Genomic DNA, 18,253 nt, shown 5'->3' on the forward strand with positions numbered 1-18,253 from the left:
GAGCATGTCATCGGCAACCCACTGGCGCTGGGTGACCCGGGCGAACACCCGGTTCAGCCGTAGCGCAGGATGCAACAGCGCCAATCCGGCATCGACATCGCTTTCCCGTAACCAGCCATGAGCGACCAGCACGCGCAGCGGATAGAGCAGGCTTGTGAGCCCGCGTACCCAGGCAAAAGGAAGAAGGGCCATGGCAAGACTCCAGTGAACAATTGTTCACTAGACTGGCAGAGCATATTTATTCAGTCAACACTCGTGCACTCAAAGTCGGATGAGTAACCGCGGTTCGACGTAAACAACGGCCATTTGTTAGAGTGCGGCGCTGATTTCGCAATGCAGAGCCATGCACGCTTGAAACCACTACAACCGCGCGCCGAACAAAAACTGCAAACCCGCCACGCCCTGATGGACGCGGCGCGCAGCCTGATGGACAGCGGCCGTGGCTTTGGCAGCCTGAGCCTGCGCGAGGTGGCGCGCTGCGCCGGCATCGTGCCAACCGGTTTCTACCGGCATTTCGAGGATATGGACGCCCTAGGCCTGGCGCTGGTGGCCGAAGTCGGCGAGACCTTTCGCGAAACCATTCGCCAGGTGCGCCATCACGAGTTCGAACTGGGCGGCGTGATCGACGCCTCGGTGCGCATCTTCCTCGACGCGGTGGCGGCCAACCGTTCGCAGTTTCTGTTTCTCGCCCGCGAGCAGTACGGCGGTTCGTTACTGGTGCGCCAGGCCGTGGGCGCATTGCGCGAACGCATCACCGCCGACCTGGTGGCGGATCTCGCGGCCATGCCGAAACTGCAGCACTTCGATGCCCCGGCGCAGAACGTGATCGCCGACCTGGTGGTAAAAACCGTATTCGCCACCCTGCCCGAACTGATCGACCCACCCGCCCCGACCCTGCCGATGCACGCCTCCCCCGAAGTGAAGATGATCGAGCAGCTGCGCTTTATCTTTATCGGCGCCAAGCACTGGCAGGGTCTCGGCCAAACTCGCGACTAATCGCACCAGAATCGAGCACAACCTCGTCACGCGCACCAAACCCACCCTCGCCTCGCTCCAATTTCAGCCACACCAACACCCACGCGGCCCGCTCTGCGCGGCGCAACGCCAGCTTGGCAAGGCCCTTGCTCTATAACCGGCACTGCCCTGCCGGAAACTGCCCCATGTTGGTGATCCACCATCGTATTGCCGCCCAGCCGCACTGGGACGCCGAACTCGAACTGAGCTTTGAAGCCCGCAGCAAAAGCCGCCTGCGTTGCTTCAGCCGCACGGGTGAGGATGTCGGCCTGTTCCTCGAGCGCGGCCAGCCGGCGCTGCACGACGGCGAATGCCTGCAAGCCGAAGATGGCCGCATCGTCCGCGTGATCGCCCGCCCCGAACCGCTGCTGCACGTTACCTGTGCCAACCCTTTCGAACTGATGCGCGCCGCCTATCACCTGGGTAACCGCCACGTGGCCCTGCAACTCGGCGATGGCTGGCTGCGCCTGCCGGACGACCATGTACTCAAGGCCATGCTCGAACAGCTCGGCGCGACGGTGGAACTGATCGAAGCGCCCTACCAACCCGAGCAAGGTGCCTACGGCGGCGGCCATCACCACTCGCATGCCGGTGATGCCGAATTCAGTTACGCGCCGCGCCTGCATCAATTCGGTGCGCGCAAGTGAATAAAGCCTGGCAACTACTGAGGCTTGCCAGCCCGCAGCTGCCGATTGGCGGTTATAGCTACTCCCAGGGCCTGGAAATGGCCGTCGAGCAGGGCCTGGTGGATAACGCAGCAAGCGCAGAACGCTGGATTGCCGATCAGTTGCTGCTCAATCTCGCGCGCTTCGAGGCACCGCTACTGCTCGCCCATTGCCAGGCTGCTGCCAACGAGGACTGGGCCCAGCTGCGCAGCCTGGCCGAGCAACAGCGCGCCAGCCGTGAAACCCGTGAACTGCGCCTGGAAAGCCGGCAGATGGGTTACTCCCTGCAGCAACTGCTCAGCGGCCTGCCGGAGCTGGATGCGCCGGCGCAGCAGCTGTTCAAGACACTCGACGAACCCGGCCTGGCCGTTGGCTGGGCCCTCGCGGCACGGGCCTGGCAGATCGCGCCAGAGGATGCCCTCGCCGCCTGGCTCTGGGGCTGGCTGGAAAACCAGCTGGCGGTGCTGATGAAAACCCTGCCGCTGGGCCAGCAAGCCGCCCAGCGCCTGACCTCACAACTGCTGCCGTTGCTCGATCAGGCGCAGCGTCAGGCCAGTGAACTGCCACCCGAACACTGGGGCAGCGCCGCCTTCGGCCTGGCCCTGGCAAGCATGGCGCATGAGCGCCAGTACAGCCGTTTATTCCGTTCTTGATGATAAGGAAGACTTGAAGATGAACAGCCAACCCCTGCGTATTGGCATCGGCGGCCCGGTCGGCTCCGGCAAGACTGCCCTGACCCTGGCCCTGTGCCTGGCCCTGCGCGAGCGCTACAACCTGGCGGTGGTGACCAACGATATCTACACCCAGGAAGACGCGCAGTTTCTGGTGCGCAACCAGGCCCTGGCGCCGGAACGAATCATCGGTGTGGAAACCGGCGGCTGCCCGCATACGGCGATCCGCGAAGATGCCTCGATCAACCTGGAAGCGGTCGACCAGCTCAACCGGCGCTTTCCAGGCCTGGACCTGATCATCGTCGAATCCGGCGGTGACAACCTCTCGGCCACCTTCAGCCCGGAACTGTCGGACCTGACCATCTACGTGATCGACGTGTCCGCCGGCGACAAGCTGCCGCGCAAGGGCGGGCCGGGCATCTGCAAGTCCGACCTGCTGGTGATCAACAAAGTCGACCTGGCCCCGCTGGTCGGTGCCTCGCTGGAGGTGATGGAGCGCGACACCCTGAAGATGCGCGGCGACAAGCCGTTTGTATTCAGCAACCAGAAGATCGGCCAGGGTCTGGAGCAGATCATCGCCTTTATCGAACGACACGGCATGCTCACCGCCGCTTGAGAATCTATTCAGTCAAGGAGACACCCCATGAACCTGCGCAAAACCCTGTTCGCCATTGCCCTGTTCCTCAGCCCGGCCATGGCCTTCGCCCACGCCGGTCACGACCACGCAGGAGTGCTGGCTGGCCTGGCGCACCCGCTATTCGGCCTCGATCATCTGCTGGCGATGCTCGCCGTCGGCCTGTGGGCCGCGCAGCAATCCGGTGCGGCGCGCTGGGCGCTGCCGCTGACCTTTGTTGGCAGCATGTTGGTCGGCGGCCTGCTGGGTTTTAACGGCCTGCAGATTGCACTGATGGAAACCGGCATCGCCGCCTCGGTGCTGGCCTTCGGTCTACTGGTGGCCGTGGCCATTCGTCTGCCGATGCTGATTGCCATCGGCCTGACCGCGCTGTTTGCCCTGACCCACGGTGTCGCCCACGGTCTGGAGCTGCCGGAGCTGGCCAGCCCATGGGGCTATGCCGCCGGTTTCGTAGTCGCCACTGCCTCCCTGCATGCCAGCGGCTACGCCCTGGTGCGCCTGCTGCCTCAAGCCGCTGCACCGCTGGTGCGCGTGCTCGGCGCGGCATCGGCAGTTAGCGGTGCCTGGTTGCTGGCTGGCTGAGCACACACCAGACTACGCGTCGGACCTTCTGCTTCTAAAACAGGCTCGACGCACTGGATGCTGTACAAAAAACAACCACTCAGGCTTAACCCGCGCCTGCTGTGGCCTGAACGCAAGCGTGCGCAGCTTATCCACAGATCGCTCCACAGCAACCTGGGATAAGTTATCCACCGGGCGCTTTATCACTGCGGCAAACCCTTGAAATAGCGCGATTATTGCTTGACTCACAGCACTGTAAATGACGTCTTTCGCGGCAGCAGCGAGCTGTTCAAAAATCGATCAAAGCGCGTAAAACCAAGCCTTATCAGCCTCTCGGGCAGGCATACCAGAGTTATCAACAGCTCTACCCACAGCAATCGTGGACAACTTCAGCACTACCCCATAACACCCTGAATAACTAGGCTAAGCTGTTGTTTATACGATAAATAACTGACTGATCAAAAAGCGTACAGCGACCGCAAAGAGCCATGCGACTAAGCCTACAAGCGCCTACGCCCACCTTATCCACAGCTCGCTCCACAGTCTTTGTGCACAACTGGCCGCGCACTGCGGCAAGTGCTGTGCATAAACCCAAATGACTCCTGACTATGGCCCCCATCGAAACAATCAACAGCCCAGCCGCAGGGCACAGGCGTACCGTCACCTCACTCATCAAGGAGATACGTCCATGCCCTTCAACGACCTAGTACGCAGCCTGCTCGCCGCCTACGCCGCAGGTGCCAGCGGCAGCGCGGATTGAAGCCAGCGTCGGCAACTCGCCTGGAGTTTCGCCCAGCTCTGCACACGCGGGGCTGCTACCTATGGCTGATGTGTGCCGACTCACGTATAAAACAGCGCAACGCCGCGCGCTGCTCTAGCACCGCGCCCCTGCTTACAGCCCATAGAAAAGGAATCCTCTGCATGGCCGGCGCTAGCCTGTTAACCCTGCTCGATGACATCGCCGCCGTGCTCGACGACGTGGCGGTAATGACCAAAGTCGCCGCCAAGAAAACCGCCGGGGTACTCGGCGACGACCTGGCGCTAAATGCCCAGCAGGTCAGCGGCGTACGCGCCGAACGTGAGCTGCCGGTGGTCTGGGCGGTGGCCAAGGGTTCGTTCAAGAACAAGCTGATTCTGGTGCCCGCCGCGTTGCTGATCAGCGCCTTCGCGCCCTGGGCGGTGACGCCGCTGCTGATGTTTGGCGGCGCCTTCCTCTGCTACGAGGGCTTCGAGAAACTCGCGCACAAGTTCCTCCACAGCCAGGCCGAGGATCAGGCGCAGCATGCAGAACTGCTGCACGCCGTGGCCGATCCCGAGGTGGACATGCTGGCGTTCGAGAAGGACAAGATCAAAGGCGCGATCCGCACCGACTTCATCCTCTCGGCGGAAATCATCGCCATCACCCTCGGCACCGTGGCCCTGGCCAGTTTCGGCAAGCAGGTCGCAGTGCTCTCGGGTATCGCCCTGCTGATGACAGTCGGGGTCTATGGCCTGGTGGCGGGTATCGTCAAGCTGGATGACGCCGGCCTTTACCTCAATCAACGCAGCGGCGAGAGCCTGGCCACGCGCCTGCAGCGCGCCGTCGGTCGCGGCCTGCTGCTGACCGCACCTTATCTGATGAAAGCCCTGTCGATTCTCGGCACCGCCGCGATGTTTATGGTCGGCGGCGGCATCCTCACCCACGGCGTGCATGCCGCCCAGGCGTGGATCGATCAGTTGGCGCAAAGCGTGGCGGTCAGCAGCGGCCTGCTCGCGGCCTTACTGCCGACGCTGCTCAATGCCATCGCCGGGATCATCGCCGGGGCCGTCGCCCTGCTGCTGGTCAGCCTGGCCACCCGCGCCTGGAAAGCTCTAAAGAACTAACCCGCCAGCGGCAGCACCGTCACCTGCACCTCGGGGTCGTGGCTGCCGCCGCCGAGAATCACCCCGCGCAGCGGTGAGACATCGGCAAAATCGCGGCCCCAGGCCAGGGTGATATGCTCCAGCGCCGGGCGGATATTGTTGGTCGGGTCGAAATCCACCCAGCCCTGCTGCGGGCAGAACAGCGAAACCCAGGCATGCGAAGCATCGGCGCCGATCAGCCGCGGCTGACCGGGCGGTGGCTGGGTCAGCAGATAGCCGCTGATATAGCGCGCCGAGAGGCCCATGGAGCGCAGGCAGGCAAGCATCAGATGGACGAAGTCCTGGCACACGCCGCGCCGCTCCTCCAGTACCTGCAACAGCGGGGTGGCCACCTGGGTGGCGGCGGCATCGAAGCTGAACTCCCGATAGATCTTCTGCATCAAGCCATCCACCGCCGCCAGCAGCGGCCGGCCAGGGCTAAAGCAATCGGCGGCATAGTCGCTGAATACCTGCTTAAGGTGCACATAGGGCGACTCGAAACGATAGCGCGCCGCCTCCAGCACCTCAGGCAGCAGCGCCTGACCGCTGTAACGCATGGCCGCGCAGGCCTGTTCCCAGGGCGGTGAGGCCTGCAGATCCAGCGCCGGGCGCGCCAGCACCTCGACCTGCAAGCGCGCGCTGACTTTAAGTTCGTTATGCGGGCGCTCGAATACCAGGCGGGTCAGCGGATTGCCAAACACGTCCAGGCCGTCCTGGCGCTGGCACGGCTGCGGGCTGACCAGCAACTGCTGCGCATGGTTGCGCTGCCAGGCGCAGGCCCGCGGCCACAGGTGCGCCAGCTGCTGGGCCAACGACACCGGGCTGGCGTAGCGGTAATGGGTATCGTGAAAAATCTGATAGAAGGCGCTGCTCATGAGGATTGGGTCCGCTGGCTGGCATCGACATGGGCGAAAAAGCGCAGGCCCAAGCGGTCGGACACCTCAGCACTGGCCTGGCTGATGTTTTCCAGCAAGCCGGCCAGCCCCTCCAGCACCTCTTGCACACTGGCCGTGCCAAACAGCGGACTCTCCAGGCTGCCCAGGCTAAAGCGCGCCAGCTGCTCTTGCAGATGCTGCAGGCGCCGCTCAGCCGGTAGTTCGAAGCGCTCGCCCAGGCGTTCCAGCGAACGCAGCAGGGTGCGCAGCTGAAACAGCACGGCATGGGGGTTCTGTTCATCCAGCAGCAACAGATCGAGCACCGGAATCAGCTGCGCGGAAGCCAGGTAGCGGCTGCGGTAGGTGATGCTGCTGTTGCCCAGTTCCAGCAGCCATTCCAGCGCCGACTGATCCTGCGCCGCACCGCTGCGCAGGACATTGGCCAGGCTGTCGCAGAGAAACTGCAGGCGCTCGATGCAGCGGCCGAGCATCAGAAAACGCCAACCGTCATCGCGGGTCATGTCATCCAGGGCAAAGCCCGAGAGCGCGGCGAGCGACAGCAGCAGGCGGTCGAGAAAATCCAGCAGTTCGCCGAAATCGGCCTGCTCGCGGCTCAGCCCCTGGGCCTCGCGCTGCAGTTCGAGCAGGGCCTGCCAGTTGGCCTGGGACAGCTTGCCGCGCACGCTGCCGGCCACCCACTGCAGGCGTTGCAGATTGCCACGCAGGCTGTCCGGCCAATCCTCGCCGAGCAGCGCTTCAAGCAGGCGCTGCTGCAGCTCGCCACGCTCGGCGTCCGGCAGCAGGCCCAGGCTCTCGGCCAGACTCAGGGCCGTTTGCAAGGCCTGGGGATCATCGTCGTCATCCACATAGCGCGCCAGCATGATGCGCAGCAGCCGCGCATGATCTTCGCAGCGTTCGCTGTAGCGGCCGAACCAGTAGAGGTTTTCCACCACCCTGGAGGGCAGATAGGGGTCGCTGCGCACCAGGTCGGCCACCCCCAGGGGACGCAGCCATTGCCAGGGCTCACCGCCGGCATGGCGTTCGCCGAGCACCCAGGTGTCCTTGCTCGCGCCGCCGCGCTGCATCGACACCACCTCGGCATCGGCTTCGCCGGCCACTCGGGTCAGGCCGCCGGGCATTACCCGGTAACCCTCGGCGCTGGCCACGGCAAACACCCGCATGCCGATGGCCCGCGGCTGCAGGCCGCTGCCATCCCAGACCGGCGCCTGGGACAGCTTGGCCCGAGCCTGGGCCACATAGGCGTAGGGCCGCGCCTTGAGCCGTTGGGCCAGTTCGGCGCGCTGCGCCTCGTCCAGATCGCGGCCAAACAGCGGGGCAAAACTCTGCGAGGGAAAGCTGGCGCGCACCAGCAGCTCGTCGAGCTTGTCCAGCGCCTCGTCCAGCACTGGCGGCTCGCCGCACCACCAGCTGGCGATGCTCGGCAGCAGCAGTTCTTCACCCAACAGTTTTTCTGCAATGGCCGGGAGAAAGCCCGGCAATCCCGGGGACTCCAGCACGCCGCTGCCCAGGGCATTGGCCACCAGCACATGGCCCTGGCGCACCGCTTCGAGCAGGCCGGGCACGCCGAGGGCCGAGTCGCTGCGCAGCTCCAGCGGGTCGCAAAAGTCATCATCCAGACGGCGCAGCAGCGCATGCACGCGGCGCAGGCCGGCCAGGGTCTTGAGGTAAACCTTGGCATCACGCACGGTCAGGTCGCTGCCTTCCACCAGCGGGTAGCCGAGCTGGCGCGCCAGGTACAGGTGCTCGAAATAGCTCTCGTTGAAGCGCCCCGGTGTCAGCAGCACCACCAGCGGCGTCTCGCCGCCTTGCACCGGGGCCTGACGCGCCAGGGTGTCCTGCAGGGTGCGGAAGAAGCCGGCCAGGTATTGCACGCGCAGGTCGCGGTACAGCTCGGGAAAGGCGCGCGAGACGATCTGCCGGTTTTCCAGGGCATAGCCGGCACCGGACGGGGCCTGGGTGCGGTCGGCGGTGACCCACCAGCGGCCATCCGGGGCCCGAGCCAGGTCCACCGCGTAGAGGTGCAGGTAGGTGCCGCCGGGCGGCTGCACACCCTTACAGGGCCATAGGTAGTTGTTATGGCCAAATACCAGCTCGGCCGGCAGCAGGCCGTCGGCCAACAGCTGCTGCGGGCCATACAGATCGGCCAGCACGGCATTCAGCAAACCGGCACGCTGGACCACGCCGGCGGCGATCTGTTGCCATTCCTCGGCGGGGATCAGATTGGGCAGCAGGTCCAGCTCCCACGGCCGGTCGGCGCCATCGGGGTCGGCGTAGACGTTGTAGGTCACGCCGTTTTCCTGAATCTGCCGGGCCAGCAGAGCCTGGCGCTGAGCCAGCTGCGCCGGGCTGCTGCGCTGCAAACGCTCCAGCAACAGGCGCCAATGCGCACGCACCTGGCCCTCGGCGTCGAGCAGTTCGTGGTAGGCCCCAGGCGTCAGGAGGTAGTCGGCAAGCAAGTCGGGCATGGCAGGCTCGGCAGTGGCAAGGCAATACGGCTTTACGCTCCCCTCTCCCATTGTTGGGAGAGGAGCCGGGGGAGAGGGCTGAAAACACCGCAAAACGGCAGGTTTTCCCCTCTCCCTAACCCTCTCCCCAAAGGGGCGAGGGGACTGGTCGTGGCAGCCGTCATTCAAGTGCGCAACATTACGTCAAACGCGGCGCAGATCCAGGGTCATGGGCAGTTCATTATTGTTGATTGGCGCCAGTGTCGGGCGCTTGCCCGGGCTGTGGCCCAGGCGGAAGAAGCGCGCCAGGCGCCGGCTCTCGGCTTCAAAGGCATTGACCGGCAGGCTGTCGTAATTGCGTCCGCCGGGATGGGCGACATGATACTGGCAACCGCCGAGGGAGCGGCTCATCCAGCTGTCCACCAGGTCGAACACCAGCGGCGCATGCACCTCGATGGTCGGGTGCAGGCAGTTGGCCGGCTGCCAGGCGCGGAAACGCACGCCGCCAACAAACTCGCCGACCTTGCCGGTAGGCCGCAGCGGCACCGGCACGCCGTTACAGGTCAGCATATAGCGATCCGATGCCATGCCCGTCACCTTGACCTGTAGGCGCTCCAGGGAAGAGTCCACATAGCGCACCGTGCCGCCGCCACCGCCCTCCTCGCCCAGTACATGCCAGGGCTCCAGGGCCTGACGCAGTTCCAGCTCGATGCCCTTGACGTTGAAGTCGCCGACCCTGGCAAAACGAAATTCGAAATGCGCGGCAAACCATTCGCGGCGCAGCGGGTAACCGCTACTGTCGAGTTCCTGCAGCACATCGGCAAAATCCTGCTCGATAAAGTGCGGCAGCAGGTAACGGTCATGCAGCTCGGTGCCCCAGCGCACCAGGCGCGCAGGCGCGCAGGCGCATAGGGCTCGCGCCAGAAGCGTGCGATCAGCGCGCGGATCAACAGCTGCTGGGCCAGGCTCATCTGCGCATGGGGCGGCATCTCGAAGGCGCGCAACTCCAGCAGGCCGAGTCGCCCGGAGGCCGAGTCCGGCGAATACAGCTTGTCGATGCAGAACTCAGCGCGATGGGTGTTACCGCTCACGTCCACCAGCAGGTTGCGCAACAGCCGGTCGACCAACCAGGGCTGGCAGTCGCGGCCCGCTTCGGGCATCTGCGCGAAGGCGATTTCCAGCTCGTACAGCGCATCGTTGCGCGCCTCATCGACACGCGGCGCCTGGGAGGTCGGGCCAATAAACAGACCGCTGAACAGGTAGGACAGCGACGGGTGGTTGTGCCAGTAGCTGATCAGGCTGCGCAGCAGGTCCGGGCGGCGCAGAAAGGGCGAATCCGCCGGTGTCGCGCCGCCGAGGACAAAGTGGTTGCCGCCGCCAGTGCCGGTGTGGCGGCCGTCGAGCATAAATTTCTCGCTTCTCAGGCGGCACTCGCGGGCCTGCGCGTAGAGAAATTCGGTGCGCTCGACCAACTCATCCCAGCTGGCGGCCGGGTGGATATTCACCTCGATCACGCCAGGGTCCGGGGTCACCCGGAAGAACTGCAGGCGCGGGTCCAGCGGCGGCTCATAACCTTCCAGCAGCACCGGGCACTGCAGCTCGGCGGCGGTGGCTTCGATGGCGGCCACCAACTCCAGGTAATCCTCCAGGCGCACCAGCGGCGGCATAAACAGGTACAGCTTGCCGTCCCGCGGTTCGGCGCACAGGGCGGTGCGCACGACACTGGCTGCCGACTGGCCGAGCAGCGGGCGTTTGTTCGCACCGTTCTGGCTGCCCGGCCACACGCCGCGCAGCTGCGGTTTGATCTGCGCCGCAGCCGGTAGCGGGGCGAACTGCTGGGTCGGATCCTGCGGGGTGACGTAGGGGTAATCGGCCTCGCTGACCCAGGGCTGCGAGTCCAGCGGCAGGCGGTAGCCCATGGCCGAATCGCCAGGGATCAGCCGGCAATGCCCATCGCGCAGAAACCAGCTGCCGCTTTGCCAGCCCAGCTGCTTGGCGTGCCGGGCCAGGGGCAGGATATGCCCGACCACCTTGTCCAGGCCCTGCTCGAACACCTTGCGCAGCCGTTCGCGCTCCAGGGGGTCGGCCAGGCGTGGGTCTTCGGCGCTAACATTGCTCGGCAGCTTGCGCTCGCGCCACAGGTAATAGAAACGGTCCTCATAGGCCGGCACGCAATACTGGCCATCCACGCCCAGGCGCTCGGCCAGCAGGGTTAAAAAGTCGGCGGCCTTGGCCGCATCGACGCCGTAGTCCTGCTGCTCATCGGCGTACAGCGCCGGGTTGTGCCAGATCGGCTCGCCGTCGCGCCGCCAGTAGGCATTCAGCGACCAGCGCGGTAGTTGCTCACCCGGATACCACTTGCCCTGGCCGAAATGCACCAGCGCTTGCGGTGCGTAGTGCGCGCGCAGGCGCTGGAACAGCTCGGTGACCAGGCGGCGCTTGTTCGGTCCCAGGGCGGCGGTGTTCCATTCGGCATCGTCGGGGTAATCCAGGGCGACAAAGGTCGGCTCGCCGCCCATGGTCAGGCGCACGTCCTGCTCTTGCAGGTCCTCGTCGATCTGCTGGCCGAGGGCGACAATCGCCTGCCACTGCGCCTCGCTGTAAGGCTTGCTGACGCGCGGCGCTTCCCAGATACGCTCGACCCACATCTTGTGGCTGAACTCGCACTCGCTCTCATCCACGCCGCCGCTGATCGGCGCTGCCGAGGACGGCTCTGGGCTACAGGCCAGGGGAATATGGCCCTCACCGGCGAACAGGCCGCTGGTGGGGTCCAGGCCGGCCCAGCCGGCACCCGGCAGGTAGACCTCGCACCAGGCGTGCAAGTCGGTGAAATCCACTTCACTGCCGGACGGGCCGTCGAGGGCTTTCACGTCGGCTTTCAGCTGAATCAGGTAACCGGAAACAAAACGCGCCGCCAGCCCCAGGTGGCGCAGCAGCTGCACCAGCAGCCAGGCCGAATCGCGGCAGGAACCGGAGCCTTTCTCCAGGCTTTCCTCCGGGGTCTGCACACCCGGTTCCAGGCGGATCAGGTAACTGATATCGGTGGCCAGGCGCTGGTTCAGCGCCACCAGAAAGTCCACGCTCGGCGTGGGCGTGCGCTCGATGCTCGCCAGGTACTCGGCAAACCGCTTGCCCGCCGGCAGCTTGAGCAGATAGGGCGCGAGCTCGGTCTGCTCGCCCGCGGTATAGGCGAAGGGGATCTGCTCGGCGTAGGGTTCGAGGAAGAAATCGAAGGGGTTGAACACCGCCATCTCGGCGACCAGATCGACCTCGATCTTCAGCTCGCGGGTCTTCTCCGGGAACACCAGGCGCGCCAGGTAGTTGCCCTGGGGATCCTGCTGCCAGTTGATAAAGTGCTGGCCCGGCTCGACCTGCAAGGCGTAGGACAGCACCCGGGTACGGCTGTGCGGTGCAGGACGCAGGCGCACCACCTGCGGGCCAAGGTTGACGGCGCGGTCGTAGCGGTAGTGGCTGACATGGTGCAAGGCGATATGAATCGACACAGCGGGCCTCCTGCGAGCCTGGGCGACAAACCCAGCAGCGCAAGACTTATGCCAGCGGCCAGAGCCAGAGCCGGCGCGGTCTGGCGCACGGACCCGCTACCGGCGCGCACCACAACAGAGCCAGGCAGGCCCCACACCCAACGCAGCGCACGAAAACAGGCCGCGCCTTTCAGCACCCGCCAGCCAGGCTGGCGATCCAGTTGCGCAACACCTCGACGCCTTCGGCATGCACGCTGGAGCGGCCCAGCTCCGGCATCATAATGCTCGGATCAATACTCTCGACGCGAAACAGCAGCACCGATTTGTCCGGCTGGCCGGGGTGAATGTCCACCAGCCGATCACCCGAGCCCTTGCCCGCCGCCACCGGCTGCTTGCACAGACCATAGCTGATGCCGATGGCCGTGGCCGGATCGAGCAGCAGCCCCGAGGTACGCCCCGGCCCCTTGGGGTTATGGCAATGGCTGCAGTTGGCATCCAGATAACTGCGCGCCTGCTGCTCCAGGCTTTCGCCACTGCGCGGCGTCGGCCACAGGGCGTTTTGCGGCACGCCCTGCAGGTCAGCCGGAACGCCCTGTAGACGGCCCTGCTGCTGCCAGTGCAGCAACTGGTTATGGCTGCCATCGGCGTAGGCAAAATCCTTGTTCAGATGGCGCGCCTTCGGCCCCAGCGGATTGACGCCCTGCCCTGCGGATTCCTCATGGCAACCGGCACACTGGTTGGCATCCGGCACCTGATAGGCCACCGCCTGGGTCTTACCGTCGGCATTCAGCAGGCTCAACTCGCGGCTGTCGCCCGCCCATTGCAGGTGCGCCTCCTGTTGCCGTTCATCCCACACATAGGGCAGCGCGACCCAGCCGTCCTGCTGTTTCAGCAGGATGCGCGTCTCGATCAGTTGCACCCGCGCAAGCGGGAGGCCGCGTTGCGGGTCACGGTCATCGCGCTCGTTAAGCAGCAGGCGGCCCTGGGCGTCCTTGGGGTAGTAGAAGGTCTTGCTCAGCACCGTGCCGAGCGGGTAATCGAAGTGCGCCTCGCCGTAGGTCGCCGCCGTGCCCGCTGGCATCCACAGCGTGCGCAGCTTGTGCGCATAGTCGGTAAACAGCGGGGTATTCAGGTCATAGGGCAAGGCCTCGGCAACGGGCGCGATAAAACCATCGGCGCGCTGCAGCATGCCCCACTCGCTGAGTGTGTCCGGGTAATGGTCACCTTGCGGCAGATATAGCGGCGCCGGCTGCTGCTCGCAGCCGGCGAGGAGCAACAACGTTCCCAGTAACAGACGACGCATCAAGCCCCCTGGTCGGCTTCGGCCGAGGCCAGTTTGACCGCCGGCAACGGCGGCAAGCTGCAACGGTAGTCGGTCATGTCGGTGCTGATGTTGTTGAAATTGTTCGGCCCGTCGACATTGATCATCCCCGCCTCGCCGTTGTTGATGCAGATCGCCCGATCCGCCGGCAGCTTGCCGTCGACCAGAATGTCGAAGTTGACGTAGCCGTCCCAGAGAATATCCGGCAGGCGGCCGTTCAAGCCGAACTGGCTGACCTTCAGCGCCTTCAGCTGCAGATGATCCGGGCTGTCGCCGGCCGGGCCGAAACGATTACCGTGGATATGGATGCCTTCGGGATAGGGGTCAAAATTCTCGGTGGTGGAGAGGTCGGTGTAACCGGTGCTGAAGTAGCTGCTGATGATCACGTTGGCGGTCTTGTGCTCGCCAATATCGTTGTCGAACACCTCGACATCATCATGGGAGTTGATCACCACGCCCGAGCCGGCCGGGATGCTGGCCACCGGCGTACCCTTATGGCCGAAGTTCTTGTGGTTGTTACCTTCGACCTTGTTGCGGAACACCCGCGTCACCCGCCCGGCCTGGGGCAAATTGGGCATATTGAACACCAGCACGCCGCCGGTGTTGCCGGTGGCGACGTTGTCATACACGTCGGCACCGATGCTGTTCTCGATCTCGATGCCGGCCACGTTGCGCTCGGCGCGGCTGTTGCGCACCACGACATTGCGCGACTGGCCGACATAGATGCCGGCGTCGGATGCGCCGATGGCCACCGCGCCGTCGATCAGGGTGTTCTCGGTCTGCACCGGGTAGATGCCGTAGGCGCCGTTCTCGCTGGCCGGGCCGTTGGTCCACTCGGTGCGCACGCGGCGGATGATGATGTTCTTGCCGCCCACCACCTTGAGCGCATCGCCTTTGCTGTCCTCCAGGGCGATATCTTCGATGGTGAAATCCGAGGCATCCACCAGCAGGCCTTCGGCACCGGACTTCTGCCCCTTGAAGCTCAAGATGGTTTTGTCCATACCCGCGCCCTTGATGATCACACCGCTGACTTTCAGGCTCAGGCTGCGGTCGAGCTGGTAGGTGCCGGCGGGGATTTCGATCACGCTGCCGGGCTTGGCCTTGATCAACTGGGTCTGCAGGTCTTTCTGGAAATCCAGATCGGCCAGCGGGGCCGGTTCTTCGCCGCAGGCGGCGAGCAGCACGGACAGGGCAAGCACGCAAAGCGGCGCAAGGCGCATGGCTATCTCCAGTGTTTTTCTGACTAACTGGAACGATGGTACCAACTAATCAGAAAATGCCAAACCCCGCGCCAGCGCAAACCCACGCCACCCGAGCAATAGCCCTGAGCGTTATGCATCCGTTACCATCGCCGGCAATTAAGCGAAGAGATGCAGCATGTATATCTATCGATTGGTGCTGATCCTGGTGGTGGGGATCTACCTGTTCTCCCCCGCTATCATGGACTGGTGGATCGACCCCAATGGGGCCTGGTACCGCCCCTACCTGCTGTGGCTGATCCTGATCGTCGTAACCTTTATTCTGCAGAGTCAGCGCGATGCCGATGAACTCTAAGCCGCTGCGATGCAACCTCGTAACCGCTCTTTATCTTTCATTCGCAGAGTCAGCGTGATGCCCATGAACTCTGACCGGCTACGGCGCGATGTACGTGACTGCTCCCTACCCTTCTTCGCGGCAGAGCCAATGTGATGCTGACAAGCTTTAGCCTGAGCCAGCTGATCCTGATCAGCGCGGCCTACCTTCTTATTCTGTTCGGCGTGGCCTGGATCAGTGAACACGGCCTGATTCCGCGCAGGATAATCCGTCACCCGCTGACCTACACCCTGTCGCTGGGCGTCTACGCCAGCGCCTGGGCCTTCTACGGCACGGTGGGCCTGGCCTATCAGTACGGCTACGGTTTTCTCGCCAGCTACCTGGGGGTGTCCGGGGCGTTTCTGCTGGCGCCGGTGCTGCTCTACCCGATCCTGCGTATTACCCGCACCTACCAACTGTCATCCCTGGCCGACCTGTTTGCCTTCCGCTTTCGCAGCACCTGGGCCGGCGCCCTGACCACGGTGTTTATGCTGGTCGGCGTGCTGCCGCTGCTGGCCCTGCAGATTCAGGCGGTGGCCGATTCCATCGGCATCCTCACCCGCGAGCCGGTACAGGAGCGCGTGGCCCTGGCCTACTGCGGGCTGATCATCCTGTTCACCATCCTGTTCGGCGCCCGGCATATCGCCACCCGTGAAAAACACGAGGGCCTGGTGTTCGCCATCGCCTTCGAGTCGGTGGTCAAGCTGGTGGCGATCAGCATAATCGGCCTGTACGCCCTGTATGGGGTATTCGACGGCCCGCAGGACCTGCAATCCTGGCTGGTGCAGAACCAGGCGTCCTTGACCAGCCTGCACACGCCGCTGCAGGAAGGCCCGTGGCGCACCCTGCTGCTGGTGTTCTTCGCCTCGGCCATCGTTATGCCGCACATGTACCACATGACCTTTACCGAGAACCTCAACCCGCGCGCCATGGTCAGCGCCAGCTGGGGGCTGCCGCTGTTTCTGCTGTTGATGAGCCTGGCGGTGCCGCTGATTCTCTGGGCCGGGCTCAAGCTGGGGGCCACCACCAACCCGGAATACTTCACCCTCGGCGTCGGTATCGCGGTCAATAGCCAGACCCTGGCGCTGATCGCCTATGTCGGCGGTCTGTCGGCCTCCAGCGGGTTGATCATCGTCACCACCCTGGCGCTGTCGGGCATGGTGCTCAACCATGTGGTGCTGCCGCTGTATCAGCCGCCGTCGGAAGGCAATATCTATCGCTGGTTGAAGTGGACCCGCCGCGCGCTGATCCTGCTGATCATCATGGCCGGCTACGGCTTCTATCTATTGCTCGGCGCCGAACAGGACCTGGCCAACCTGGGCATCGTCGCCTTCGTCGCCACCCTGCAATTCCTCCCCGGTGTGCTCTCGGTGCTGTACTGGCCGACCGCCAACCGCAAAGGCTTTATCGCCGGGCTGCTGGCGGGGATCGGCGTGTGGGTGGTGAGCATGCTGTTGCCGATGCTCGGCAATCTGCAGGGGCTGTACCTGCCCTGGTTCAACATGGTCTATGTACTGGATGACAGCAGCTGGCACCTGGCGGCCATCGCCTCATTGGCCGCCAACGTGCTGGTATTTACCCTGGTATCGCTGTTTACCGAGGCCAGTCCGGAAGAGAAAAGCGCTGCCGAAGCCTGCGCCGTGGACAACGTGCGCCGCCCGCAACGGCGTGAACTGCTGGCCGCCTCGCCGCAGGAGTTTGCCGCGCAACTGGCCAAACCCCTGGGCGCCAAGACCGCCCAGCGGGAAGTGGAGCAGGCCCTGCGCGACCTGCATCTGCCGTTCGATGAAGGCCGCCCCTATGCCCTGCGCCGCCTGCGCGACCGCCTTGAGGCCAACCTGTCCGGACTGATGGGCCCCAGCGTGGCCCAGGACATAGTCGAAACCTTCCTGCCCTATAAAGCCGGCAGCGAAACCTATGTCACCGAGGACATCCATTTTATCGAGAACCGCCTGGAGGACTACCACTCGCGCCTCACCGGCCTGGCAGCCGAACTCGACACCCTGCGCCGCTACCACCGCCAGACTCTGCAGGAACTGCCCATGGGCGTCTGCTCGCTGGCCAAGGATCAGGAGATCCTGATGTGGAACAAGGCCATGGAAGAACTCACCGAAATCCCCGCGCAACGCGTGGTCGGCTCACGCCTGAATACCCTCGGCGAACCCTGGCGCGGTCTGCTGCAGAACTTTATCGAATTGCCCGACGAGCACTTGCACAAACAGCGCCTGGCCCTCGACGGCCAGACCCGCTGGCTCAACCTGCACAAGGCGGCCATCGACGAGCCCCTGGCGCCGGGTAACAGCGGCCTGGTGCTGCTGGTTGAAGACCTCACGGAAACGCAGATGCTCGAAGACAAGCTGGTGCATTCCGAGCGCCTGGCCTCCATCGGCCGCCTGGCCGCAGGCGTCGCCCATGAGATCGGCAACCCGATCACCGGCATTGCCTGCCTGGCGCAGAACCTGCGCGAAGAGCGCGAGGGCGACAGCGAACTGACCGAGATCAGCGAGCAGATCATCGAACAGACCAAGCGCGTGTCGCGCATCGTTCAGTCGCTGATGAGCTTTGCCCATTCCGGCAGCCACCAGAACAGTGAAGAGCCGGTGTGCCTGGCCCAGGTGGCCCAGGACGCTATCGCCCTGCTGGCCCTTAACCGGCGTAGCGTCGAGGTGCAGTTCTTCAACCTCTGCGACTCCGATCACTGGGTAATCGGCGACCCGCAGCGCCTGGCACAGGTGCTGATCAACCTGCTGTCCAACGCCCGCGATGCATCGCCGCCCGGCAGCGCAATCCGGGTCAAGAGCGAAGTGTTCGAGCACACCATCGACCTGATCGTCGAGGACGAAGGCAGCGGTATTCCCAAGGCGATCATCGACCGCTTGTTCGAACCTTTCTTCACCACCAAGGACCCGGGCAAAGGGACGGGGCTGGGCCTTGCGCTGGTCTATTCGATCGTGGAAGAGCATTATGGACAGATAACAATCGACAGCCCGGCCGACCCGCAATTGCAACGTGGCACCCGCATTAGGGTCAGCCTGCCGCGGCATGTCGAGGCGACGTCCCTAGCGACTTAAACCAGCTACCCGCGAGCATGCCTGCCAGGCCTCTTAGCCCA

General features: G+C 64.3%; 12 protein-coding genes and 2 pseudogenes. 8 read left to right on the plus strand and 6 right to left on the minus strand.

What is annotated here, in order from left to right; all coding sequences use genetic code 11:
- Positions 1-192: pseudogene (locus WA145_RS10595) on the minus strand (ferredoxin reductase); the annotation flags it as partial.
- 213 nt (positions 193-405) lie between these two features.
- Here WA145_RS10595 and WA145_RS10600 point away from each other — a divergent pair.
- From WA145_RS10600 to WA145_RS10625, 6 genes are all read left to right on the plus strand, one after another.
- Complete coding sequence (locus tag WA145_RS10600; protein WP_422581573.1) at positions 406-996, plus strand: TetR family transcriptional regulator; 591 nt, start codon at positions 406-408, stop codon at positions 994-996.
- 164 nt (positions 997-1,160) lie between these two features.
- Positions 1,161-1,661 (plus strand): urease accessory protein UreE, encoded by a 501-nt coding sequence (gene ureE / locus WA145_RS10605; RefSeq protein WP_422581546.1) that lies wholly within the window; start codon positions 1,161-1,163, stop codon positions 1,659-1,661.
- Positions 1,658-2,332, plus strand: coding sequence for an urease accessory protein UreF (locus WA145_RS10610; RefSeq protein ID WP_422581547.1), 675 nt, complete (start codon positions 1,658-1,660; stop codon positions 2,330-2,332). The genes ureE and WA145_RS10610 overlap by 4 nt, the downstream gene beginning before the upstream one ends.
- Before the next feature lie 19 nt (positions 2,333-2,351).
- Positions 2,352-2,966 (plus strand): urease accessory protein UreG, encoded by a 615-nt coding sequence (gene ureG / locus WA145_RS10615; RefSeq protein WP_422581548.1) that lies wholly within the window; start codon positions 2,352-2,354, stop codon positions 2,964-2,966.
- A 27-nt stretch (positions 2,967-2,993) separates the two neighbouring features.
- Positions 2,994-3,566 carry a HupE/UreJ family protein gene (locus WA145_RS10620; RefSeq protein WP_422581549.1) on the plus strand — a complete coding sequence of 191 codons (573 nt, stop codon included), beginning with the start codon at positions 2,994-2,996 and terminating at the stop codon, positions 3,564-3,566.
- Positions 3,567-4,466: 900 nt separating this feature from the next.
- On the plus strand, positions 4,467-5,408 hold the full coding sequence (locus tag WA145_RS10625) for a DUF808 domain-containing protein (RefSeq protein ID WP_422581550.1): 942 nt from the start codon (positions 4,467-4,469) through the stop codon (positions 5,406-5,408).
- Here the strand turns inward: WA145_RS10625 and WA145_RS10630 are convergent.
- The 5 genes and pseudogenes from WA145_RS10630 to WA145_RS10650 form a co-directional block, all read right to left on the minus strand.
- The gene (locus WA145_RS10630; RefSeq protein ID WP_422581551.1) at positions 5,405-6,301 is read right to left on the minus strand and encodes a transglutaminase family protein; all 897 of its coding nucleotides are present in this window, start codon (positions 6,299-6,301) and stop codon (positions 5,405-5,407) included. The two genes, WA145_RS10625 and WA145_RS10630, sit on opposite strands and share 4 nt — an antisense overlap.
- Positions 6,298-8,787: a circularly permuted type 2 ATP-grasp protein gene (locus tag WA145_RS10635; protein WP_422581552.1), complete on the minus strand. Its 2,490-nt coding sequence runs from the start codon at positions 8,785-8,787 to the stop codon at positions 6,298-6,300. Before WA145_RS10635 ends, WA145_RS10630 begins: the two co-directional genes overlap by 4 nt.
- A gap of 183 nt (positions 8,788-8,970) precedes the next feature.
- A pseudogene (locus WA145_RS10640) lies at positions 8,971-12,269 on the minus strand (DUF2126 domain-containing protein).
- A 169-nt stretch (positions 12,270-12,438) separates the two neighbouring features.
- Positions 12,439-13,551: an SO2930 family diheme c-type cytochrome gene (locus WA145_RS10645; protein WP_422581553.1), complete on the minus strand. Its 1,113-nt coding sequence runs from the start codon at positions 13,549-13,551 to the stop codon at positions 12,439-12,441.
- Positions 13,551-14,789, minus strand: coding sequence for a parallel beta-helix domain-containing protein (locus tag WA145_RS10650; protein ID WP_422581554.1), 1,239 nt, complete (start codon positions 14,787-14,789; stop codon positions 13,551-13,553). Before WA145_RS10650 ends, WA145_RS10645 begins: the two co-directional genes overlap by 1 nt.
- A 157-nt stretch (positions 14,790-14,946) precedes the next feature.
- On the opposite strand from WA145_RS10650, the gene WA145_RS10655 reads away from it, so the two are divergent.
- Together WA145_RS10655 and WA145_RS10660 are read left to right on the plus strand one after the other, a co-directional pair.
- A complete protein-coding gene (locus WA145_RS10655) occupies positions 14,947-15,123 on the plus strand; it encodes a hypothetical protein (RefSeq protein ID WP_003244646.1) in 177 nt (58 codons plus the stop codon).
- Positions 15,124-15,257: 134 nt separating this feature from the next.
- A complete protein-coding gene (locus WA145_RS10660; RefSeq protein WP_422581555.1) occupies positions 15,258-18,212 on the plus strand; it encodes a sensor histidine kinase in 2,955 nt (984 codons plus the stop codon).
- The last annotated feature ends 41 nt before the right edge of the window (positions 18,213-18,253 follow it).

It is taken from the genome of Pseudomonas sp., assembly GCF_049301935.1.
GTDB lineage: Bacteria > Pseudomonadota > Gammaproteobacteria > Pseudomonadales > Pseudomonadaceae > Aquipseudomonas.